20 protein-coding genes and 1 riboswitch are annotated in these 22,587 nt (G+C 68.9%); of the genes, 8 read left to right on the top strand and 12 right to left on the bottom strand.

Translation table 11 applies throughout. The features are described 5' to 3' along the window. Positions 1-6 precede the first annotated feature (6 nt). From ACH4TV_RS09200 to ACH4TV_RS09210, 3 genes are all read right to left on the bottom strand, one after another. Complete coding sequence (locus ACH4TV_RS09200) at positions 7-867, bottom strand: carbohydrate ABC transporter permease (protein ID WP_398395867.1); 861 nt, start codon at positions 865-867, stop codon at positions 7-9. Further along, a complete protein-coding gene (locus ACH4TV_RS09205; protein WP_398395869.1) occupies positions 864-1,862 on the bottom strand; it encodes a carbohydrate ABC transporter permease in 999 nt (332 codons plus the stop codon). Before ACH4TV_RS09205 ends, ACH4TV_RS09200 begins: the two co-directional genes overlap by 4 nt. 147 nt (positions 1,863-2,009) lie before the next feature. Further along, a complete protein-coding gene (locus ACH4TV_RS09210) occupies positions 2,010-3,293 on the bottom strand; it encodes an extracellular solute-binding protein (protein ID WP_398395871.1) in 1,284 nt (427 codons plus the stop codon). Between the two features lie 492 nt (positions 3,294-3,785). On the opposite strand from ACH4TV_RS09210, the gene ACH4TV_RS09215 reads away from it, so the two are divergent. The 7 genes from ACH4TV_RS09215 (at position 3,786) to ACH4TV_RS09245 (ending at position 12,930) form a co-directional block, all read left to right on the top strand. Next, positions 3,786-4,550: a GntR family transcriptional regulator gene (locus tag ACH4TV_RS09215; RefSeq protein ID WP_398395873.1), complete on the top strand. Its 765-nt coding sequence runs from the start codon at positions 3,786-3,788 to the stop codon at positions 4,548-4,550. 178 nt (positions 4,551-4,728) lie between these two features. Continuing rightward, positions 4,729-6,891, top strand: a complete 2,163-nt coding sequence (locus ACH4TV_RS09220; protein ID WP_398395875.1) for a carbon starvation CstA family protein — start codon at positions 4,729-4,731, stop codon at positions 6,889-6,891. Then, complete coding sequence (locus ACH4TV_RS09225; protein ID WP_398396567.1) at positions 6,866-7,063, top strand: YbdD/YjiX family protein; 198 nt, start codon at positions 6,866-6,868, stop codon at positions 7,061-7,063. The genes ACH4TV_RS09220 and ACH4TV_RS09225 overlap by 26 nt, the downstream gene beginning before the upstream one ends. A 138-nt stretch (positions 7,064-7,201) precedes the next feature. Then, complete coding sequence (locus ACH4TV_RS09230) at positions 7,202-7,480, top strand: DUF3311 domain-containing protein (RefSeq protein ID WP_398395877.1); 279 nt, start codon at positions 7,202-7,204, stop codon at positions 7,478-7,480. Further along, the gene (mctP, locus tag ACH4TV_RS09235) at positions 7,477-9,105 is read left to right on the top strand and encodes a monocarboxylate uptake permease MctP (RefSeq protein ID WP_398395879.1); all 1,629 of its coding nucleotides are present in this window, start codon (positions 7,477-7,479) and stop codon (positions 9,103-9,105) included. Before ACH4TV_RS09230 ends, mctP begins: the two co-directional genes overlap by 4 nt. A gap of 146 nt (positions 9,106-9,251) precedes the next feature. After that, a riboswitch (cobalamin riboswitch) is annotated at positions 9,252-9,429 on the top strand. A 126-nt stretch (positions 9,430-9,555) separates the two neighbouring features. After that, on the top strand, positions 9,556-11,916 hold the full coding sequence (locus ACH4TV_RS09240) for a ribonucleoside-diphosphate reductase subunit alpha (RefSeq protein WP_398395881.1): 2,361 nt from the start codon (positions 9,556-9,558) through the stop codon (positions 11,914-11,916). Beyond that, positions 11,917-12,930, top strand: a complete 1,014-nt coding sequence (locus tag ACH4TV_RS09245) for a ribonucleotide-diphosphate reductase subunit beta (protein ID WP_398395883.1) — start codon at positions 11,917-11,919, stop codon at positions 12,928-12,930. It abuts the gene before it with no gap. Positions 12,931-12,951: 21 nt separating this feature from the next. Here ACH4TV_RS09245 and ACH4TV_RS09250 read toward each other — a convergent pair whose 3' ends face one another. Continuing rightward, positions 12,952-13,152 carry a hypothetical protein gene (locus ACH4TV_RS09250; RefSeq protein ID WP_398395885.1) on the bottom strand — a complete coding sequence of 67 codons (201 nt, stop codon included), beginning with the start codon at positions 13,150-13,152 and terminating at the stop codon, positions 12,952-12,954. A 93-nt stretch (positions 13,153-13,245) separates the two neighbouring features. Between ACH4TV_RS09250 and ACH4TV_RS09255 the strand changes: the two genes are divergently transcribed. Then, positions 13,246-14,208 (top strand): GlxA family transcriptional regulator, encoded by a 963-nt coding sequence (locus tag ACH4TV_RS09255; protein WP_398395887.1) that lies wholly within the window; start codon positions 13,246-13,248, stop codon positions 14,206-14,208. A 30-nt stretch (positions 14,209-14,238) separates the two neighbouring features. On the opposite strand, the gene ACH4TV_RS09260 is transcribed toward ACH4TV_RS09255, so the two are convergent. The 8 genes from ACH4TV_RS09260 to ACH4TV_RS09295 form a co-directional block, all read right to left on the bottom strand. Then, complete coding sequence (locus ACH4TV_RS09260) at positions 14,239-15,609, bottom strand: cytochrome P450 (RefSeq protein WP_398395889.1); 1,371 nt, start codon at positions 15,607-15,609, stop codon at positions 14,239-14,241. Beyond that, positions 15,606-16,691, bottom strand: coding sequence for an epi-isozizaene synthase (cyc1, locus tag ACH4TV_RS09265; RefSeq protein WP_398396569.1), 1,086 nt, complete (start codon positions 16,689-16,691; stop codon positions 15,606-15,608). Before cyc1 ends, ACH4TV_RS09260 begins: the two co-directional genes overlap by 4 nt. A gap of 360 nt (positions 16,692-17,051) precedes the next feature. Further along, positions 17,052-17,702 carry a peptide deformylase gene (def, locus tag ACH4TV_RS09270; protein WP_398395891.1) on the bottom strand — a complete coding sequence of 217 codons (651 nt, stop codon included), beginning with the start codon at positions 17,700-17,702 and terminating at the stop codon, positions 17,052-17,054. 160 nt (positions 17,703-17,862) lie between these two features. Then, on the bottom strand, positions 17,863-18,843 hold the full coding sequence (locus ACH4TV_RS09275) for a tetratricopeptide repeat protein (RefSeq protein ID WP_398395893.1): 981 nt from the start codon (positions 18,841-18,843) through the stop codon (positions 17,863-17,865). 157 nt (positions 18,844-19,000) lie between these two features. Continuing rightward, positions 19,001-20,227, bottom strand: coding sequence for an HD-GYP domain-containing protein (locus tag ACH4TV_RS09280; protein WP_398395895.1), 1,227 nt, complete (start codon positions 20,225-20,227; stop codon positions 19,001-19,003). Between the two features lie 46 nt (positions 20,228-20,273). Continuing rightward, a complete protein-coding gene (locus tag ACH4TV_RS09285; RefSeq protein WP_398395897.1) occupies positions 20,274-21,743 on the bottom strand; it encodes an HD-GYP domain-containing protein in 1,470 nt (489 codons plus the stop codon). Between the two features lie 221 nt (positions 21,744-21,964). Beyond that, positions 21,965-22,363 (bottom strand): roadblock/LC7 domain-containing protein, encoded by a 399-nt coding sequence (locus tag ACH4TV_RS09290; RefSeq protein WP_398395899.1) that lies wholly within the window; start codon positions 22,361-22,363, stop codon positions 21,965-21,967. An 18-nt stretch (positions 22,364-22,381) separates the two neighbouring features. Beyond that, entirely contained in the window at positions 22,382-22,546 is a 165-nt protein-coding gene (locus tag ACH4TV_RS09295; RefSeq protein ID WP_398395900.1) for a hypothetical protein, read from the bottom strand. Positions 22,547-22,587 lie beyond the last annotated feature (41 nt).

Raw genomic sequence — 22,587 nt, forward strand, 5'->3', positions numbered from 1 at the left:
GTGGGGTTATCCCTTCACGGCGCCAGCGGTCAGGCCCGCGGCCATCTTGCGCTGGACGAGGAGGAAGAGGACGACGATCGGCACGGCCATCAGTGTGGAACCGGCCATCATCGGGGCGTACTCGGTGCCGTGCTTGGTGGTGAAGTTGCCGAGCCAGACGGTGGCGGTCTGGTTCTTCTGGCTCATCAGCATCAGGGCGTACAGGTACTCGTTCCAGGCCTGGATGAAGCCGTAGACCGACGTCGCGACCAGGCCGGGGGCCAGGAGGGGGAAGACCACGCGGAGGAAGGCGGTCGTGCGGGAGCAGCCGTCGACCATCGCCGCCTCCTCCAGTTCCTTCGGGATGTTGACGATGAAGCCGCGCAGGGTCCACACAGTGAAGGGAAGGATGAAGGTCAGGTAGGTGATGATCAGGCCGGTCAGGCGGTCGTACTGGCCGAGGTCGTTGAGGAGCAGGAACACGGGGATGATCATCGCCACCAGGGGGACCATCTGCACGGCCAAAATGCCGACGATGACGATCTTCCGGCCGCGGAAGGCGAAGCGGGAGATGGCGAGGGCCGCGAGCAGGCCGACGAGGATGCCGACGACGACCACGGTCAGGGACACCAGAAGGCTTCGGCCGACCGGGCCCCAGAAGTCTGAGATGTCCAGCGCGCGGCGGAAGTTGGCGAGGGTGAGGCCCGTCGGCAGCAGGCTGGGGTCGGGGTCGATCGCGTCCTTCGCCGGTTTGACGGCCGTGTTCAGCATCCAGTAGACGGGGAAGCCGGCCGTCACGAAGACGAGGAGGCCCAGCAGGTTCCAGCCGGCCTTCGACTTCCGCGGCTGCCTGGTCGCGGCGGGGGTCGCGGCGCTCATGCTGGTCATTCGACGTCTCCGATCTTCAGCATCTGGCGCATGTAGACGGCCACGACGCCGAGCAGCAGCACCACGGTGAGCAGCGCTATCGCCGAGCCCTGGGCGTAGTCGTTGACCATGAAGGCCCGGTCGTAGGAGTAGGTGGTCAGGAGCTGGAACTCGGCCTCCGGATGGCCGTTGCGCATCACGAACACCTGCGGGAACACGCCCATGTCCCAGATGACCGACAGGGTCGTGAGCATCACGATGATCGGCTTGAGGATGGGCAGGGTGACGTAACGGAAGACGCCCCAGGCGCCCGCGCCGTCCAGCCGGGCCGCCTCCTCCAGTTCCTTCGGGACCTGGGTCAGCCCCGCGCCGAGCGTGATGACCACGAACGGCACCGCGCCCCACACCACGAGCAGCATGATCACGGCCAGGCCCTGCGGCCCGCTCGCGAACCAGTTGTGGCCGATCAGGTCGACGCCGGGCAGTCTGCTCAACAGTGCGTTGACGATCCCGTAGTCGGAGTCGAACAGCCACTTGAAGACAGTGGTCGCCACGATGATCGGCATGCCCCAACTGGCCACCAGGACAATGTTGATGAGCGCCTTCATCCAGCCGCTGACCCGCTGGAGCAGCAGGGCGATCAGCATGCCGATGACCATCGTGAAGACCACGCAGCCGACGGCGAAGACGATCGTGCGGACGACCACGGCCCAGAACTCGCCGTCCCCGAGCACCTTGGCGAAGTTGTCGAAGCCCACCGACTCGGCCGGCTGGAAGCCCCACAGCTGGGACTGCCCGAACTTCTGGAAGGACAGGGTGACCAGGCGTACGAGGGGATAGCCGAGGACGAGGGCGAGGATCAGGAGACAGGGGGCCAGCAGGGCCCACGGGATCGCGGCGGTGCTCCTGGAGGCCCGTCGTCCGCCTGGCTTCCCGGGCTGCGCCGCGACGGTCGGCGGGGGTGGCTGCCGCTTGGGCGGCACCTTGGCAGTGGTGGTCGTATCAGCGGCACTCATCCGCGCGCTCCTCAGCGGTCCCTCAGGTCGTACGGTCGTTGCGGTCGTCCAGGTACCGCGGCCTGCATGCGGCGAGCGAGCGGGGCCCTCCCCGTGGCAGGGCCCCGCCTCGACGCACCGGATCATCGGCGCGTCGGGCTCATCGGCTCACTTGACGTTGATGATCTTGTCGATCGCCGTGTCCGCGTCCTTCGCGGCGGCCTCGACCGTCTTGTTGCCGGTGCCGATGCTCTGCAGCATCGTCTGGAGGATCTGGGCCTTCTCGACCTGGCCCCAGCCCGGTGCCATCGGGACGAACCAGTTGGACTCGGCCGCCGTGGCCGGGACCGCCGTCGCCGGGTCGTTCTTCAGGGTGGCGAGGTCGGTCTTGTTGTTGGGCAGGTTGCCCTTGGCCATCAGGCCCTTCTGGCCGCTCGCGCCGGTGTAGGCGTCGATCCACTCGGCGGCGACCGTCTGCGCCTTCGACTTCACCGGGACGGCGAGGTCCGAACCGCCCAGGAACACCGGCATGTTCTTGCCGGACGGGCCGGGCATGACGAAGTTCACCAGGTTGCCCTTGAGCTTGCCGGACTTGTCGTTCTCCGGCGCCTCGGCGGTCGCGCCCTCCCAGGCGGCGGCGAAGATCATGCTGGTCTTGCCCTGGCCGTAGACGATGTAACGGTCGGACTCGTCCTTGGTCTTGTCGCCGTGCATGTACTTGTCGACGACGTTCTTGAACTCGGTGAGGCCCTTGAGCGACTCCGGCGAGGAGAGGGTCGCCTTCCACTCGCCGCCCGACTCCTCGGCGATCGAGCCACCGGCGTCGTACACGAAGGACATGGCGGCGTACCAGTCGCGGGTGGGCTGGTACCAGGCGTTGTACTTGTCGCCCTTCTCCTTCTGGATCTTGTCCAGGGCCGAGGTGAGCTCGGCGTACGTCGTCGGTACGGACTTCACCCCGACCGAAGCCGCCACGTCCTTGCGCCAGTTGGCGACGCGGCCACCGGCGTAGTACGGGACGCCGTACGTCTTGCCCTCGTAGGTGACGGAGGCCTTGAGGCCGTCGAGCCAGGCGGCCGAGTTCTCGAACTTCGCCGGGTCGAGGGGGGCGAAGGCGCCCTTGACCGTGTAGCCGAGCATCTCGGTGTTGCCCATCTCGACGACGTCGGGGGCCTTGTCGGTGGCGAGGACGGCGTCGAGCTTGGCGTTCTTGTCGGGCCAGCCGTAGTACTCGTGGTTGATCTTGATGCCGGGGTGCTTCTTCGCGAGTGCGGCGTCGGCGGCCTTCACCAGCTCGGGCCAGTTGTTCTGCGCGTCCACGGTCAGCCAGACGGTCAGTTCCTTGGCGTCGGCGCCGGTGTCGCCCGAGCTTCCGCTGTCACTGTCGCCGCATGCCGCGATGGAGACCATCATGCCCGCGATACCGATCGCGGCTATCAGCTTGCGCTTCACGCCACCCTCCTCAGGGACCTGGACCAATGGTGTAGACCAGTAGGCGGAGCTTGGCTCGGACCAATCGGTGCGTCAAGGGGGTCAGAACCCCTTCTGACCAGCTGTTATGCGATCTACATATGCAAGAACCTTTAAGTAAGAAGGTGGCGGAAATACCCTGCACACGCGTCCAGTTCGAGATAGACCACTCCAAAGGAGCGCTGGACCGCGACCTGGGTACAGCTTTCCGCGCGGTGGACTAGACCAGCGAGGGGCGTGACGGTATACAGAGGGGTCACGGAGCGCGCGAGGGTCCGACGAGACCGTTCACCAGGTTTGCCTCGCGATCTCCGTGCCGGTCACCCCAGCGGGCCTGCTTTTCTGCTGGGGGTCCGGGGGTCGTCCCCCGGGAAAATGCAGCACAGGTCAATCGCGGCGTCGGCCGTGCCACGATGTGAACTTGGACCGGCGGGACGCCGGCCACAGCAGGACAAGAAGCCGGAAAGGCGGAGCATGAGCACCGACGTGAGCAGTGCGGAGAACGAGGGTGGGCCTACCGTCCGTACCGCGCGCGTGCCCAAGTACTACCGTCTGAAGAAGCATCTGCTCGACATGACGGAGACCCAGGCACCCGGCACGCCGGTCCCGCCCGAGCGCACCCTGGCGGCGGAGTTCGACACCTCCCGCACGACCGTCCGCCAGGCCCTCCAGGAACTGGTCGTCGAGGGCCGGCTCGAACGCATCCAGGGCAAGGGCACCTTCGTCGCCAAGCCGAAGGTCTCGCAGACGCTGCAACTCACCTCGTACACCGAGGACATGCGCGCCCAAGGCCTCGAACCCACCTCCCAGCTCCTCGACATCGGCTACATCACCGCCGACGACACCCTCGCCGAGCTGCTCGACATCACGACCGGCGGGCGCGTCCTGCGTATCGAGCGGCTGCGGATGGCGAACGGCGAGCCGATGGCCATAGAGACCACCCATCTGTCGGCCAAGCGCTTCCCGGCGCTGCGCAGGTCACTCGTCAAGTACACCTCCCTCTACACGGCCCTCGCCGAGGTGTACGACGTCCACCTCGCGGAGGCCGAGGAGACCATCGAGACGTCGCTGGCCACCCCGCGCGAGGCCGGCCTGCTCGGCACCGACGTGGGCCTGCCGATGCTGATGCTGTCCCGGCACTCGCTGGACAAGGAGGGTCAGCCGGTGGAGTGGGTGCGGTCGGTTTATCGGGGGGACCGGTACAAGTTCGTTGCACGGCTCAAGCGGCCTGTGGAGTAGGGCCGAGAGGTCTGTGGGCGGCTGCGGGTCCGTCGTGGCTGGTCGCGCCCACGCGGCGGAGCCGCACATCGACACAGCCCCGCGCCCCTAAAGGGCAGGCCTGCTGCACGCGGTGTAGCGCTGTTCTTCGTCCCGCACTACGGTCCTTCCGTCATCGCATGGACGGGAGGACGACCCGGTGCGCACTGCGAACACCCGAACCATCGTCATCTGGACCCTCGTCGCGCTGGTGAGCGCGACCGGCTGGTCCGTGCTCGCGCTGGCGCGCGGCGAGAACGTCTCGGCCGCGTGGATGGTCGCGGCGGCCCTCGGCTCGTACGCCATCGCCTATCGCTTCTACTCGAAGTTCATCGCCTACAAGGTTCTGAAGGTCGACAGGACGCGGGCCACCCCCGCCGAACGCCTCAACAACGGCATCGACTTCCATCCGACCGACCGGCGTGTGCTGCTCGGCCACCACTTCGCCGCCATCGCGGGCGCCGGACCGCTGGTCGGGCCCGTACTGGCCGCCCAGATGGGGTACTTGCCCGGCACGATCTGGATCATCGTGGGCGTCATCTTCGCGGGCGCCGTGCAGGACATGGTCGTGCTGTTCTTCTCCACGCGCCGCGACGGGCGCTCCCTCGGGCAGATGGCGCGGGAGGAGATCGGGCCGTTCGGCGGGGCGGCGGCGCTGATCGCGGCGTTCGCCATCATGATCATCCTGCTGGGTGTGCTGGCCCTGGTCATCGTGAACGCGCTGGCCGCCTCGCCCTGGGGCACCTTCTCCATCGGGATGACCATCCCGATCGCCCTGCTGATGGGCTTCTATCTGCGGGTGCTGCGGCCGGGGCGCGTCACCGAGGTCTCGCTGATCGGCGTGGCGCTGCTGCTGCTCGCGCTCGTCGCCGGGCGCTGGGTCGCCGAGTCGTCGTGGGCCGAGACGTTCACCCTCGCGCCGTCGACGCTGGTCGTCTGGCTGGTGGCGTACGGGTTCATCGCGTCGATCCTGCCGGTGTGGATGCTGCTGGCCCCGCGCGACTACCTCTCCACGTTCATGAAGATCGGCACGATCGTGCTGCTGGCGCTGGGCGTGGTCATCGCGCTGCCCACGCTGAAGATGGACGCCGTCACCGACTTCGCCTCGCGCGGCGACGGGCCGGTGTTCGCGGGTTCGCTCTTCCCGTTCGTGTTCATCACCATCGCCTGCGGGGCGCTGTCCGGTTTCCACTCGCTCATCTCGTCGGGTACGACGCCCAAGATGATCCAGAAGGAGACGCAGGTCAGGATGATCGGGTACGGCTCCATGCTGATGGAGTCGTCCGTCGCCGTGATGGCCCTGATCGCCGCCTCCATCATCGACCCGGGGCTGTACTTCGCGATGAACGCACCCGCCGGGGTCATCGGCACCAGCGTGCAGTCGGCGTCGGAGGCGGTCGCCAACTTCGGGTACACGATCTCGCCGGAGGCGCTGGCCAGGGCGGCCGAACAGGTCGAGGAGGCCAGCCTGTTGTCGCGTACCGGGGGTGCGCCGACCCTCGCGGTCGGGGTCTCGGAGATCTTCTCCCAGGTGACCGGGGGCGGGCTGCGCGCGTTCTGGTATCACTTCGCGATCATGTTCGAGGCGCTGTTCATCCTGACCGCACTGGACGCGGGCACGCGCGTGGGCCGGTTCATGCTCCAGGACATGCTGGGCAACGTCTACAAGCCCTTCAGGAACGTGAGTTGGAAGCCCGGGCTCGTCATCACCAGCGCGGTCGTGTGCGCGCTGTGGGGCTACTTCCTCTGGGTCGGCGTGCACGAACCCCTGGGCGGGATCAACCAGCTCTTCCCGATCTTCGGCATCTCCAACCAGCTGCTCGCCGCGGTCGCGCTGGCGGTCTGCACGACGCTGCTGGTGAAGTCCGGACGCCTCAAGTGGGCCTGGATCACCGGGATTCCGCTCGCCTGGGACGCGACGGTGACCCTGACGGCCAGCTTCCAGAAGGTGTTCTCCAGCGATCCGCGCGTCGGCTTCTTCAAGCAGCGGTCCGTCTACCAGGACGCCATCGACCGGGGCGAGGTCCTGCCGCCGGCCAAGACCATGGACGACATGCACACCGTCGTCACCAACTCCACGGTCGACGGCGTCCTGTCCGCCGTACTGGCCGTCCTGATCATCGTCGTGATCGCGGACGCGGTCCGGGTCTGTGTCCGGCACGTGCGGCGGCCGGCCCTGTCCACGCTGAGCGAGGCCAAATACGTCGAGTCGAAGATCGTCGCTCCGGCCGGGCTGTTCCCGACCAAGGAGGAGAAGGCGGAGATGGAGGAGGAGCGCCGTGCGGTCGTCGGCAGTACTGCGCCGGGCCCGCCTGGCGATTAGGGGCGTGCGCTGGTACGTACGGGAACTGACCGACGAGTCGGCGTACGAGCGGTATGTCGCACACGTACGGGAGGGGAACCCGCAGGCGCCGGTGCCCACCCGGCGGGAGTTCGAGCGAATGCGTACGGACCGGCAGGAAAAGGACCCCCGGCAGGGGTTCCGCTGCTGCTGACACATTCCCCTCACTCACCGGGGATATCCGTTATGCGGACGGGGGTTCCATAAAGCGAAACCGTCCCTTAGATTTCCTGCGCGTTGCGCTAGTGATCACAGGCAATCCAGGTAATCAGCGAGGGGACGGAGCCGTGGCATGTCAGAAGCGCCTGAAGTGAGACAACCGGTGGCAGAACAACCGGTGGTGACTCCGGTACGCGTGGTCATCGGGCTCTGCCTCTTCGTGCCTTTCGTGGCGATGCTGTGGGTGAGCTCGTACGCGAAGGTCGAACCGGCCTTCATCGGCATCCCGTTCTTCTACTGGTACCAGATGCTGTGGGTGGTCATATCCACCGTCCTGACGATGACCGCGTACGTGCTCTGGCAGCGTGACCAGCGCGCCCGGGCCGCCGCGAAGGGTGGTGCGGACGCATGAACGACGGCGTGAACGGCGTGGCACTCGCCGTCTTCATCTTCTTCTTCCTGGCGGTCACGATCGTCGGGTTCATGGCCTCGCGCTGGCGCAAGGCCGCGAACGAGAACAGCCTCGACGAATGGGGCCTGGGCGGCCGGTCGTTCGGCACCTGGGTCACCTGGTTCCTGCTCGGCGGCGACCTCTACACGGCGTACACCTTCGTGGCGGTACCGGCGGCTATCTACGCGGCGGGCGCGGCCGGGTTCTTCGCGGTGCCCTACACGATCCTCATCTACCCGCTGATGTTCGTGTTCCTGCCCCGCCTGTGGTCCGTCTCGCACAAGCACGGGTACGTCACCACCTCGGACTTCGTGCGCGGCCGGTTCGGCTCGAAGGGGCTGTCGCTGGCGGTCGCCGTCACCGGCATCCTGGCGACGATGCCGTACATCGCGCTCCAACTGGTCGGTATCCAGGCCGTCCTGGACGTCATGGGCGTCGGCGGTGGCGAGGACACCAACTGGTTCGTCAAGGACCTGCCGCTGCTGATCGCCTTCGGTGTGCTGGCCGCGTACACGTACTCGTCGGGTCTGCGGGCGCCCGCGCTGATCGCGTTCGTGAAGGACGCGCTGATCTACATCGTCATCGCGGTCGCGATCATCTACATCCCGATCAAGCTGGGCGGCTTCGACGAGATCTTCAAGGCCGCGGGCGACGCCTTCTCCCAGACCAACCCGGCGACCGGCAAACCGCGCGGTGCGCTGGCTCCCGGCGAGGCCTCGCAGTGGACGTACGCCACGCTGGCGCTCGGCTCGGCACTCGCGCTGTTCATGTACCCGCACAGCGTGACCGCGGTGCTGTCGAGCCGCAGCCGTGACGTGATCCGCCGCAACTCCACGATCCTGCCCCTGTACTCGCTGATGCTGGGCCTGCTCGGACTGCTGGGCTTCATGGCGATCGCGGCCGGAGTCAAGGTCACCAACGGCCAGTTGGCGATCCCTCAGCTCTTCGAGGACATGTTCCCGGCGTGGTTCGCGGGCGTGGCGTTCGCGGCGATCGGCATCGGTGCGCTCGTTCCGGCAGCCATCATGTCCATCGCGGCGGCGAACCTCTTCACCCGCAACATCTACAAGGACTTCCTCAAGCCCGACGCGACACCGGAGCAGGAGACGAAGGTCTCCAAGCTGGTCTCGCTCGTGGTGAAGGTGGGCGCGCTGGTCTTCGTCCTGACCATGGACAAGACGGTCGCCATCAACTTCCAGCTCCTGGGCGGCATCTGGATCCTGCAGACCTTCCCCGCCCTGGTCGGCGGTCTGTTCACCCGCTGGTTCCACCGCTGGGCCCTGCTCGCCGGCTGGGCGGTCGGCATGCTGTACGGCACGCTGGCGGCGTACGGCGTCGCGTCTCCGACGCAGAAGCACTTCGGGGGCAGCTCGAAGGAGATCCCCGGGATCGGTGAGATCGGGTACATCGGTCTGACGGCGTTCATCCTGAACGTCGTCATCACGGTGGTCCTCACCTTCGTCCTGAAGGCGATGAACGCGCCGGACGGTGTGGACGAGACCAACCCGTCGGACTACACGGCGGACGCGGGGGATCCGGGCGTGGTGGAGAAGTTGCCGCCGGCCACGGCAGGCGCCGCGCACTGAGGGCTCCGCCGGGTGCGTGGTTCTTTGACCGCGGGCCCGGTGGGGGCTTGTCGCGCAGTTCCCCGCGCCCCTGAAGGGGCGCCACAACGGGCCGTTGGAGAAATCCGGCGGCCCGTTGTTGTGTCTCTTTAGGGGCGACGCGACACAACATGTGGGGGTGCGTCTGCGGCCCGGCACAAGATGTATGCTCATCTCGCTGTCGCCGCAGGGGAATCCGGTGCGAATCCGGAACTGTCCCGCAACGGTGTACACGTTCACATTCGTGCCCTCGCACGGTCGTGCGCGTGTCCAGTCCGAGGACCTGCCGACGGTGCGCCCGGCCGACCGGCCCGGGTGTCTGACGTCCGGGTCTCGTGGAGTGGGCCGGTGGACGCGCGCGTGCCCGTAAGGCGTCCGTGTGCCCCGCTGCCCTCCCGCCAGGCCCCGTGCCGAGCGAGGGAGAGCCCCCACGTGACCATCGCGCCAGCCGAACCGGTTTCAGCGACTCCGGCGGAGACCGACCGTACCGACGGTCCCGGGACCGCGCTGCTGCGGATCCTGACCGAGCTGACCGCCGACCTTCCCGACGCCGACCCCGGCCGGGTCGCCGCCGCCGCGTTGCGCGGCCGGTCAGCCCGGGCCGACGTGTCGGAGCTGCGCGAGCTGGCCACCGAGGCTGCGGCCGGCCTCATCTCCGAGGACCCCGCGTACTCCCGGCTGGCCGCCCGGCTGCTGACCGTCAGCATCGCCGCCGAGGCCGCCTCACAGGGCGTCACCTCCTTCACGGAGTCGGTCACGGTCGGGCACCGGGAGGGCCTGATCGCCGACCGCACCGCAGAGTTCGTACGGCTGCACGCGGACCGTCTGAACGCCCTGATCGACGTCGAGGGCGACGACCGCTTCGGGTACTTCGGGCTGCGTACCCTCCACAGCCGGTACCTCCTGCGCCACCCGATCACGCGCCGGGTCATCGAGACGCCCCAGCACTTCATGCTGCGCGTCGCGAGCGGTCTCGCCGAGGACGACACTGTCCGCGCCTTCGACGAAGTCGCCGCGCTCTACCGGCTGATGAGCCGCCTCGACTACCTCCCCTCCTCCCCCACCCTCTTCAACTCCGGTACCCGGCACCCCCAGATGTCGTCCTGCTACCTCCTCGACTCCCCCGTCGACGAGCTGGACTCCATCTACGACCGCTACCACCAGGTCGCCCGCCTCTCCAAGCACGCCGGTGGCATCGGACTGTCGTACAGCCGGATTCGCTCACGCGGGTCCCTCATCCGCGGCACCAACGGGCACTCCAACGGCATCGTCCCGTTCCTGAAGACGCTGGACGCCTCGGTCGCGGCCGTGAACCAGGGCGGCCGGCGCAAGGGCGCGGCCGCGGTGTACCTGGAGACCTGGCACTCCGACATCGAGGAGTTCCTGGAGCTGCGCGACAACACGGGCGAGGACGCCCGCCGTACGCACAACCTGAACCTCGCGCACTGGATCCCGGACGAGTTCATGCGCCGGGTGAACGCGGACGCCCTCTGGTCGCTCTTCTCCCCCTCCGACGTGCCCGAGCTGGTCGACCTGTGGGGCGACGACTTCGACGCCGCCTATCGCAGGGCCGAGGAGGCCGGGCTCGCCCGCAGGACCATCCCGGCCCGTGATCTGTACGGCCGCATGATGCGTACGCTCGCGCAGACCGGCCAAGGCTGGATGACCTTCAAGGACGCGGCCAACCGCACCGCCAACCAGACGGCCGAGCCGGGCAGCGTCGTCCACTCCTCGAACCTCTGCACCGAGATCCTGGAGGTCACGGACGACGGGGAGACGGCGGTCTGCAACCTGGGCTCGGTGAACCTCGGCGCGTTCGTGGTCGACGGGGACATCGACTGGGAGCGGCTGGACGAGACGGTCCGCACCGCCGTCACCTTCCTCGACCGGGTCGTCGACATCAACTTCTACCCGACCGAGCAGGCGGGCCGCTCCAACTCCCGCTGGCGCCCGGTCGGTCTGGGCGCGATGGGCCTCCAGGACGTCTTCTTCAAGCTGCGCGTCCCCTTCGACTCGCCCGAGGCCAAGGCCCTCTCCACCCGCATCGCCGAGCGCGTGATGCTCGCCGCGTACGAGGCCTCCACCGACCTCGCCGAGCGCAACGGCCCGCTGCCGGCCTGGGACAAGACCCGTACGGCCCGCGGTGTGCTCCACCCCGACCACTACGACGTCGAGCTGAACTGGCCCGAGCGCTGGGCGGCGCTGCGGGAACGGATCGCCGCGACCGGGATGCGCAACTCCCTGCTCCTGGCGATCGCGCCGACCGCCACCATCGCCTCGATCGCCGGTGTGTACGAGTGCATCGAGCCGCAGGTGTCCAACCTGTTCAAGCGCGAGACGCTGTCCGGCGAGTTCCTCCAGGTCAACTCCTACCTGGTCCAGGAGCTCAAGGACCTCGGCGTGTGGGACGCCCGCACCCGTGAGGCGCTGCGCGAGGCGAACGGCTCGGTGCAGGACTTCACGTGGATCCCGGCCGACGTACGGGCGCTGTACCGCACGGCGTGGGAGATCCCGCAGCGCGGCCTGATCGACATGGCGGCGGCCCGGACCCCGTTCCTGGACCAGGCCCAGTCCCTGAACCTGTTCCTGGAGACGCCGACCATCGGCAAGCTCTCCTCGATGTACGCGTACGCCTGGAAGTCGGGCCTGAAGACGACGTACTACCTGCGCTCCCGCCCGGCGACCCGCATCGCCCGCGCCGCGCAGGCATCCGTTCCCGTCCAGCAGCCGACCCCCGAAGACGCCGTCGCCTGCTCCCTGGAAAACCCCGAGTCCTGCGAGGCGTGCCAGTAAATGTCCAGCGAAACCAAGAACCTTCTCGACCCGGGCTTCGAACTCACGCTCCGCCCCATGCGCTACCCGGACTTCTACGAGCGCTACCGGGACGCCATCAAGAACACCTGGACCGTCGAGGAGGTCGACCTCCACTCGGACGTCACCGACCTGGCGAAGCTGTCCGAGGGTGAGCAGCACATGATCGGCCGGCTGGTCGCGTTCTTCGCGACGGGCGACTCGATCGTCTCGAACAACCTGGTGCTCACGCTCTACAAGCACATCAACTCCCCCGAGGCGCGCCTGTACCTGAGCCGCCAGCTCTTCGAGGAGGCCGTGCACGTCCAGTTCTATCTGACGCTGCTCGACACCTATCTCCCCGATCCGGAGGACCGGGCGGCGGCCTTCGACGCGGTGGAGAACATCCCGTCCATCCGTGAGAAGGCCGAGTTCTGCTTCAAGTGGATCAACGAGGTCGAGAAGCTGGACCGCCTGGAGACCCAGGCCGACCGCCGCCGCTTCCTCCTCAACCTGATCTGCTTCGCCGCGTGCATCGAAGGGCTCTTCTTCTACGGTGCTTTCGCGTACGTCTACTGGTTCCGCAGCCGGGGTCTGCTGCACGGCCTGGCCACCGGCACCAACTGGGTGTTCCGGGACGAGACCATGCACATGAGCTTCGCGTTCGAGGTGGTCGACACCGTCCGCAAGGAGGAGCCGGAGCTGTTCGACGAGCGGCTCCAGCAGGAGGTGACCGACATGATGCGGGAGGCGGTCGAGGCGGAACTCCAGTTCGGCCGCGACCTGTGCGGTGAGGGTCTGCCGGGCATGAACACCGAGTCGATGCGCCAGTACCTGGAGTGCGTCGCCGACCAGCGGCTGGCCCGGCTGGGCTTCGCTCCGGTGTACGGCTCCGAGAACCCCTTCTCCTTCATGGAGCTTCAAGGGGTCCAGGAGCTGACCAACTTCTTCGAGCGCCGCCCGTCGGCGTACCAGGTGGCGGTGGAGGGCTCGGTGTCGTTCGACGACGAGTTCTGATCCCTCCACCCGGATGTCCGGTCACGCCGCCCGGGCGACGTCCTTGGCGGCGATGGCCGGGCGGACCCGGGCCCGGGCGGCCCGGCGGGCCTGCTGGGCCTCCCTGATCTGACGGTCGACGCGCCGGTCGTGCGCCAGGCCGATCAGCGACGGGAGGGCGAGGGCCACGAAGACCGCGACGATGACGAGGATTCCGACGATGTTGTCCGCTGCTGTGTTCATGGACATCAGTCTCGTCCCGTTAGCTCCTGACCGTCAGTGGCAGTACTGCCGTAGACCCTCGATTTCCTGCCAATGCCGAGGCACACTGGCAGCATGCTCGAAAACGTGGCCGTCGTGCTGCTCGACGGAGTGCATCCCTTCGAACTCGGCGTCGTCTGCGAGGTCTTCGGCCTCGACCGCAGCGACGAGAACCTGCCGGTGTACGACTTCGCGGTCGCCTCGGCCGAGGGCCCGACGCTGACCACCCACGCGGGCTTCACCGTGAGTACGCAGCACGGGCTGGAGCGGCTCGAGACCGCCGACCTGATCGCCGTACCGGCCGGGCAGACCTATGCGGAGCGGGAGTATCCGCCGGAGCTGCTGGACGCGCTGCGGCGGGCCGTGGAGCGCGGGGCCCGGGTCCTCAGCGTCTGCTCCGGGGTCTTCGTGCTCGCCGCCGCGGGACTGCTGGACGGCCGGCGGTGCGCGGCGCACTGGCGCCACGCCGAGGAACTGGCCAGGCGCTATCCGCGCATCCGGGTCGAGCCGGACGTGCTGTACGTCGACGCCGGGCCGGTGATCACCTCCGCGGGTACGGCCGCCGGGATCGACGCCTGTCTGCACCTCGTACGCGACGAGCACGGGCCCGAGGTCGCCAACGCCATCGCCCGCCGGATGGTCGTACCGCCGCACCGCGACGGCGGACAGGCCCAGTACATCGAGCGGCCCCTGCCCCGGTCGCGGTGCGACACCGTCGGGGAGGTGCTGGTGTGGATGGAGCGCCATCTCGACGAGGAGGTGACCGTCGAGCAGCTCGCCGAGCGCGCCCACATGTCACCCCGTACCTTCGCCCGCCGCTTCCAGCAGGAGACCGGCACCACGCCCTACCGCTGGATCCTGCGCCAACGCGTCTTGCTGGCACAGCAGTTGCTGGAGGCGACGGACGAGACCATGGACGCGATCGCCTGGCGCACCGGGTTCGGCAACGCGGCGGCGCTGCGCCACCAGTTCGTCCGGTCGCTGGGGACCACCCCGCAGGCGTACCGGCGTACGTTCAAGGGCCCTGAGGCCGCCTGAACGTACGCCCGCCGCACCACCTCGGCCCCCTCAGCGCGGTATCGCGCGCAGCAGCATCCGGTCCGGGCGCAGCGTGATGCCCACGCGGAGCGAGTCGTTCGACCCGGACACCCGCTCGAAGCGCCACTTCCTCGCCGCCTCGGCCGTGAGGAGGGTCAGCATGGCCATCGAGAAGTGGTCGCCCGGACACTTGTGGTTACCCACGCTGAACGGGCTCATCGCGTACTTGGGCACGTCCTTCGCGCGTTCCGGAAGCCAGCGGTCGGGATCGAACTCGACGTTCCGCTCGTACGAACGCGGATCGCGATGCATCGCGTACAGGCTGTACACGAGGTCGGCACCGGCCGGAATCCGATAACCGCCCAGCTCGGTCTCGACCGCCGCCCGTCGCGTCAATATCCAGACGGCCGGCTGCAGACGCATGGTCTCGACGATGACATTGTTCGTGTACGTCAGCTTGCGGACGTCCGCGAATGCGATCGGGCGGTCGCCCGCGATGGATTCGGCCTCCTCGGCCACCTTGTCGGCGTGTTCCGGCTGTTCAGCGAGGACCTGGAGCAGCGACATGACAGCGGAGGCGACGGTTTCACTGCCCGGGGTGACTATGGCGACGACCTGGTCGTGGATCTCCTGTTCGCCGATGGGGTCGCCATTCCCGTCCGTGGCCGTCAGCAATGCCGTCAGCAAATCGTCCGGCTTTTGACCAGATGCCCGGCGCTCGGCCACGATCTCGTCGACGACGAGATGCATATCGGCCAGGGCCCGGTTGAATTTGCGGTTGCCCGGCAGCGGGAGCCGGTAGAGCGGTCCCGCCGGGATCACCATGCGCCGGTACATCCCCAGGAACACCGTGGCGAGCGCGGCGCACAGCCGTTCGGCCCGCTCGTCCATGGAGTCGCCGCGCAGCAGACAGCGGGCCGCGATGCGCACGGCGATACGGAAGGCCTCCGACGTGCAGTCGATGATCTCGCCGGGCTGCCAGCGCCGGGCGAACGCCCGCGCCTCCTCCTCCATGATCGGCCCGTACTCGGGAATGACGTCCAGCCTGAACGCGGGCTGGATGGTGCGCCGTTGGCGTCGGTGGGTGGGCCCGTTGGCCGTGGCCACGCCCTCCTTGCCGAGCAGCCCTTCGAGGGACTCCCACAACGGGCCGCCGATGACGTAGTCGGGGCTGAGCGCGAGGGCCCCGATCAGTTCGGGCGAGGTGACGGCGTACACCGCCTTGGGGCCCAGCTTCAGCCGTACGACGTCACCGTGGTCGCGGAGCCGGGCGAAGTAGCCCAGCGGGTCGCGGACCAGTTTCCAGCCGTGGCCGAGGAGGGGAACGCCGCCCCCCGCGAAGGGCGGATCGGGCAGGCCCCCGGTGTCGGGGGACGCGGGACGCACGGACTCGACGGTCATTTCTCACCTGCTGCTTCGTTGTTGACGTACGGGGGTGTGGAGCCGTCGTCCCAGTTGTCGACCATGTAGCGGCCGGACTCGTGGTGGAACCAGTAGACGGAACTGAACCAGTTCCGCATATTGCCGAGACAGTGGTGCACGGCGACGCTTATTTCCCTTCCGCGTACGCTGCCGTCGTCGAGCGATTCGGCGAACCGGAGAGCAGTCTGTTCCGCCGCGAGGAATTCCAGAACGGATCCCTCGACCCGCCCCCTGACTTCCGTGATGGCCTCTTCGAGCGTCAGCCCCTCGTGCTGGATGAGACTGATCCCGAGATTGTGGACCTCGTCGCCCGCGATTTCCTTCGGGAGCGAGCAGAGGTCGTTGTACAGGGCGGCGAATTCCTGACTCAACAGGGCCGCCCGACGGAACGCCGGGTTTTTCCGCACCACGGTGGGGAGTTCACATCCGGCACTCGGCTCCAGGAGGTCGGTCCAGATCCAGTGCGCGAAAGTGAGCCGCCGCAGTTCGAGGTATTCCTCGACTTTCGGCACGGTTCCGGTTGTACGGTTTCGGAACTCGCGGTTGTACGCCTCGATCACCATGTGGAAGTGCCGCGCGAAGCGGGCGTTCCACCTCCGGCCCAGGAACGAGTACAGGCGCAGCACGCTGTCGGCGAACCCCGCGACCAGCGGATCCCGGTGCCGCAGATGGCGCCCCGGTGCGTCCAGCGCCGCGTGCAGCCGGCCCCTCAACTGCCGCCAGGCGACAGGCCGTCCGTGCACGATGTCCCGGTCGTGGCGGTCGTCCCAGACGAAGAACCAGGCACTGAAGTCCGCTATCGCCTGAAGTACGCCGTCCGGGGCGCCGAGGTAGTACCCGGCCATGAGGTCGGTATAGCAAAGGCCGTCGGCATATTCAGCTACCTTGTCCGCCGACATGAGGCGTTTTTCCAGCAGCCAGCCCCTGGTCTCCTCCTGAAGTCGGGGCCAATACGGATGCAGTTGCCGGGGAAACGCCGCTTCGATCACCGGCAAGGCCAGTGATGGTGGGATCGCTACCGTTGTTGTCGCCGGTGAGGTGCTGTGTGAGAAAGCAGGCACGAACAAACCCCTCTCAGCCGCCAGTTGACGCGACGCCCCTTCCCTTGTGCCGGGCGTGCGCCGTTGCGTATCCCCGCACTTCCCATTCAGCACCACAACTGACCGTTCTGGGAACGGATTTGCTTCCTTCACTACCCCAAGATGCCGAGATTCCCCTGTTGGATGACTGATTCTGGATCACTGCAGGCGCACTTGAGTCCGAAATCCGATCGAACGTGCGACGGACATACGAACGACCCCTGGTCAGGTGCCGTCCTGACCAGGGGCCGTTCAACAGGGGTTCCACTGGAGCCCGCTGGGATCTACCGACCCCAACGGTCATTTTCTGTCACAGCTGTTCTCAGCCGTTCTCAGACGTTCTCAGTCGTTGGCGACCACGGGATACCGGGGCTCGTTCTCGGCCATCTGCCGCAGCGCGTCCTTGCGCTCGCGCTTGGAGAGCCGGTCGATGTACAGGTACCCGTACAGGTGGTCGGTCTCGTGCTGCAAACAGCGCGCGAAGTAGCCGGTGCCACGCACCTTGATCGGGTTGCCCTTCTCGTCCTGCCCGGTCACCTCGGCGTAGTCGGGCCGGGCGAGCGGCGCGTACGCGGTCGGCACGGACAGACAGCCCTCGTTGCTGTCGTCCAGCCGGCGCCGGTCGGCGGGCAGCTCGACGAGCTTGGGGTTGCAGATGACACCGGTGTGCCGTCGGCCCTCGTCGTCGGGGCAGTCGTAGATGAAGACCTTCAGATCGACACCGATCTGGTTGGCGGCCAGGCCCACGCCCTCGGCGGTGTGCTGGCTGGCGAACATGTCCGCGACCAGCCCGTCCAGCTCCGCACCGAACTCGGTGACGTCCTGGCACTCCTTGTGCAGCACCGGGTTGCCGACGACCGTGATCGGCCGCGAGGTCCCACGCTCACGCCAGGCGTTCTCGCGCGCCTCCCCGTCCTCGGTGTCGATGACGAAGCCCTCGTCGTCCACGGGAAGCACGCCCACGTGCTGCTGATCGGTGTCCTGCTGCGCCATGACCGACGATGCCTTCCTCAAACATTCGGGGGGAGAGTTGCTGATACAGGGTACGGGCAGCGCCCGATAGGGGCCGCCCCGCAGGGGCGCCCCTTAGGGGCGCGGGGAACTGCGCGACCAGCCACAACGGACCCGCAGCAGAAAACGGTCCTGGCAATCCCTAACAGACCTCTTCCAGATCCCGCCAGTCCCGACTCTCCGGACTGTCCGCGACCCACCCGTCCAGCAGCCCCCGAACAAGAGAGGCCGGGGCAGCAATGCCACACTCCCGCTCCGGCGCCCACAGCTGCCCGTCCGTGACGTGCCCCAGCGGCCCGGGATGCCCCGGCTCACTGTGGTCGTGCGGGTCGAGGTGATCGCCGTCACCCTCGTCGGACGGCATCCGGGACTCCGAGCACATCCGGCACAACAGCCGCACGGACGACGACCAGTCCTCGGCCGCGAAGCCGGCGTCGGCCGCCAGCCGCTCCAGGGCGTCCCGGTCCTCCTCGGCGGCGGCCTCCAGGAGGACCACCCAGGTCGGCACCGGCGAGGGCGCCCACAGCTCGATCTCGTCGAAGACGGGGTAGGAGTGCCCGGCCGCGGTGGTCCGCTCCCCGTGGGGCACCCCGTCGTGCAGCACGACCTCGCCCCAGCGCCGCCCGGAGGACGGCAGGGGGATCGACAGCACCTCGATACGGGCGGGGTCGAGCCGCCGCCCCCACACGACCTCGGCCTCGCCCTCCGGCGACAGCCGTACGGCCGCGCTGCCCAGGTCCATCCCGACGGGCTCACCGGCGGCCGTGGCGCCCCCGGGCACCCGCAGCCCGTACGCCTGCCAGGCCCGCCGGGCCAGCGGCCAGTCCTGGAGGCCGGTGGCCGCGATGCCCACGTTCCACCAGTCGGGCGCCCCGGTCTCCCGGTCGAGCAGGGCCACGGCGCGCAGACCGGCCGCCCTCGCCTGCTCCCAGTCGTGCCGGAACTTGTGCAACAGGGCGAGGTTGAACCAGGACTCCGACAGCCACGGTTCCAGATCGGCGGCACGTGTCAGCAGCGCGCCCGCGTCCTCGTACCGCCCGTCGCCGATCAGCGTGAACGCGCGGTCGGTGGCCTGCCGCCATGAGGCGGAGGGCCGGTGCCGTCCCTTGCCGAAGATCCTCACGATTCCCGCCTGCCAGTGCCGTGGAGTGGGCTGGCTTCTGCCCCCGTACAACCTCTCCCTCGCATCCAACCACGGACCGCTGGAGGGGCGCTCATTACCCATGGGTTACCCAACCGAGGGCAGCGTAAGACCGTCCACCCCTCTCCCACCACCACCTTCAGCCGATGCGCCCGGACACGGCCGAGCCGTTCCTGGCCAGCACACGTGCGAGCGATTCCACGACCTCGGGCTGGTAGTCCCGGCCGGTCCCGAGCCGCAGCTCTTCGAGCGCCCGCAGCGGCCCGTCCGCTCCGGCTTCCCACACTTTCTCCTCGTACGCGTTGACGGCCCGCACAATCCGCGCGGAGACCGGTTGTTCCTGGTAGGGATCGGCCTGCCGCTCCACGACCACGGCGACCGCGGCGGCCACCCCCGTCTGCCGTACGACGGCCCCGCCGAGCAGCGCGATCCGGCGCTGTTCCGCCGGCGGGAGTACGGCCGTGGCCCCGGCCGGTACCGGGTCGACGAGGCTGAGCTGCCCGATGTCGTGCATGAGGGCCGCGTACTCCAGCACGGTCAGCTCCGGCTCGGAGAGCCCCAGCTCCCGCCCCACCGCCCGGCTGAGCTCCGCGACGCGCCGGGCGTGCCCGGCCGGGGTGTATCCGGCGATCTCGGTGGCGCGGGCCAGCGAGGCGATGGTCTGGCGGTAGGTGGCCCGCACGGCCGCGTACCGCCGGAAGGAGAGCTGGGTGAGGAGCAGCGGCAGCGAGAAGACGGGCAGCGCCCAGAGCCCGACGACGGCGACCGCGAGTGCCATGACCACCCCGGTGGCACACACGGCGGTCCCGATCCCGAGGGTGGCCCGCAGCTCGTCCCGCAGCAGCGGGCCGAAGGGCCAGCCGGTACGGGAGTGCGCGAGCGCGGCGGCGAGCACGGCGTCGCAGAGCGCGGTGAGCACGAGCAGCGCGAGCAGCGGCAGGACGTACGCGGGGCCGCCCCACGCCTCGAACACGCCCTGGTTGTACAGGGGTTGGAAGCAGACGGCGGCGAACCCGGCAGTGAGGACGCGCCGGGCGAGATGGTCGGCGGTCGGCCCCTGTCCCCGTGCGACGTGCGGCACGCAGCCGACGAGGGTGGCCGCGACGACGACGGCGACGACCTGGAGCGCGCCGTGGTCCGTGGCCCGCCCCGCGTCCTCACCGAGCAGCCCGTACGACAGCGCCCCGGCAGCGGCGAGCGGCGCCGCCTCCCGTGCCTCGGGCCCGCTCCACCGGGTCAGCTCCCCGAGCGCCACGAGCAGCCCGAAGGAGAGCGCGACGGCCCGTTCGTCGAGGCCGGACCAGAGGGTGTGGGCGAGGGCGAGGGCGGCGAGGAGGGCGGCGGCGCTGTGGACGAGGGTTCTCATCTGACCGTCCCGACGGCGGGCCGAGCGGGGCCGAGCGAGGCCGAGGTCACGCCGTCCCGCCCTTGCTGCCGCTGACGCGGCTGACGCTGTCACTGCGGCCGGCCCCGCCCTCGCTGCCCACCTGTCCGGGAACGCCGTCGGGGTGCGTTCTTGCCCGACTGGCAACGGGCGGAGTGGGTGGGAAATCATCCGAAAACTGGACCCCGTCCGCCGTCACCGTCGGATGCCATCCGCCCCGGCGCTCCAGCCCCCGGACCAGCGCCCCCACCATCACCGGGTCGAACTGCGTCCCCGCGCACCGTTGCAGCTCCGCCAGAGCGACCTGCACGGGCCGGGCCCGGCTGTACGACCGGGTCGACGTCATCGCGTCGAACGCGTCCGCGACGGCGACCACCCGCGCGAACTCGGGGATCTGGCTGCCGACGAGCCCGTAGGGGTACCCGCTGCCGTCCAGCCGCTCGTGATGGTGCAGGATCGCCGACCGGGCCTCCCCGAGGAACCCGATGCCGCGCACCATCTCGTGCCCGTACTCCGGGTGCAGCTCGATCACCCGCCGCTCCTCGGGCGTCAGCGGCCCGTCCTTGCGCAGCAGCCGGGTGGGAACGCCCAGTTTCCCCACGTCGTGCAGGATTCCGGCGAACCTCAGCACTTCCACCCGCTCGTCGTCCATGCCCAGTTCCCGCGCGATCATCGTCGACGCCTGGCCGACCCGCTCACTGTGCCCGCGCGTGTACCCGTCCTTGATGTCGACGGCCTGCACGAGCGCCCTGATCGTCGCCTGGTGCGCCGCCCGCTCCCGGTGGTACTGCGCGAACACCCACCACGACACCCACATCGGCAGCAGCACGAGCAGCGCGGCGACAGGCCCGTACGGACTGCGCCACAGGACGGCCATCATCAGCCCGGCGAGCCCGTGCACGCCGACCGGCACCAGTGACCGTACGAACAGCCCGCGCCAGGCGAGCCGCACCGGCACCCGTTCGGCGAGCGCCAGGATTCCCCCGTCGAGCAGGGCCAGGACCAGGCAGAACGCGACCACGGCCGCACCGGCGGTGATCAGGGCGTACGGGAAGCCGGACGAGACGACTGTGTCCGGCCCGCCGAGCGACACGTGCACCCACGACGCCGTCCAGGCGCCGATCGAGAGCTGCCCGGCCCGCCAGAGCCGGCGCGGCCAGGGTGTCCGTCCGCCGCCCCGGGCGAGCAGCGCGCCCGGCAGCGGTACGAGCGCGGCGGCCTCGGGCGGCAGCAGGAAGGCACCGGCGAGCAGGACGGGCGTGTGCCAGCGGGGCGGCCCGCCGCCGGCGCCACCGGAACCGGCGGTGCCCGGACCCTCGTATCCCCGGCCCCCGCCGAACCGGCTGCCGGCGAGCTGCTCGCACGCGGCGCACAGCCCGGCGAACAGCGCCACGGCGCCCCAGGGGGCGTGGGCGAGCCGAACGGGCGCCGCGCAGACCACGGCGACCAGGGCGACGCTGATGACGTAGACACGCGCCCACGGCGTGATCGACCGCATGGCGCTCCCTCCCCGCGTCCCGGACCGGGGCCGGCCGGGCTGACGTCGGCACAAGCCTGTTCAGGCTCCGGGACACGGAGAATAGGGCGGCCGGCGGCAACCGGAAGGGGGCAATGGGTGAATCCCAGGCCTCAGGAGCCGCAGATTAGCCCGTTAGGGTGAGCCGCAGACGTATCGGGCGCAACCCGCGCAACCGGCGTGCGTGATCGTTCCGTACCGCCTCAGTAGGCCACATCCGCGGCCAGCGCCTTGGTCAACTCCTCCACCGTGGCCGGGGATTCGCGCTGGAACGCGGCGATGTCCAGCCCGTCGTCGCCCATGACGGTCAGCAGGGCGCGTTCGCCGACGGCCATCACGATGACGTGCCCGGAACCGCACCGGGCGATCACCTCGCGCAGGGCGCCGACGCCCGCCTGGTCGGCCATGCGGCGGCTCACTCCGAGCGTCGCGGCGGCGAGTGCGGCGACCGACTCGGGGTGCACGGAGTCCGCGTCGGCGGTGACGAGAAGGCCGTCCACCGTGGACAGGACGCTCTCGGAGACTCCCATCACCCGGTCCCGCAGCGAGATCAGAATGTCGGTCAGTGGACTCGGGGGGCTCAGAGGGCTCAGGGGACCCATGGGACGTACTCCTTGCGTTCAGTCGGGCTCCGGAAGAGCGCGCAACGCGTGGCGGACCCGCCGCAGCGTTTCGACAGAGGGTTGGTCGGCGGCCAGTTCTTCGGCCGTGGGGCCCAGCAGGGCGGGGTTCGCCGCACCCCGTACGGGAAGCGGCTTCCGTACGGGCAGATCGGGTGCGCTCACACGCGGGTCGTCGCGGGTCGCCGCGCTTCCCCCGTCGAGTT

Origin of the sequence: Streptomyces sp. NPDC020898, assembly GCF_044333925.1 — a bacterium.
GTDB lineage: Bacteria > Actinomycetota > Actinomycetes > Streptomycetales > Streptomycetaceae > Streptomyces.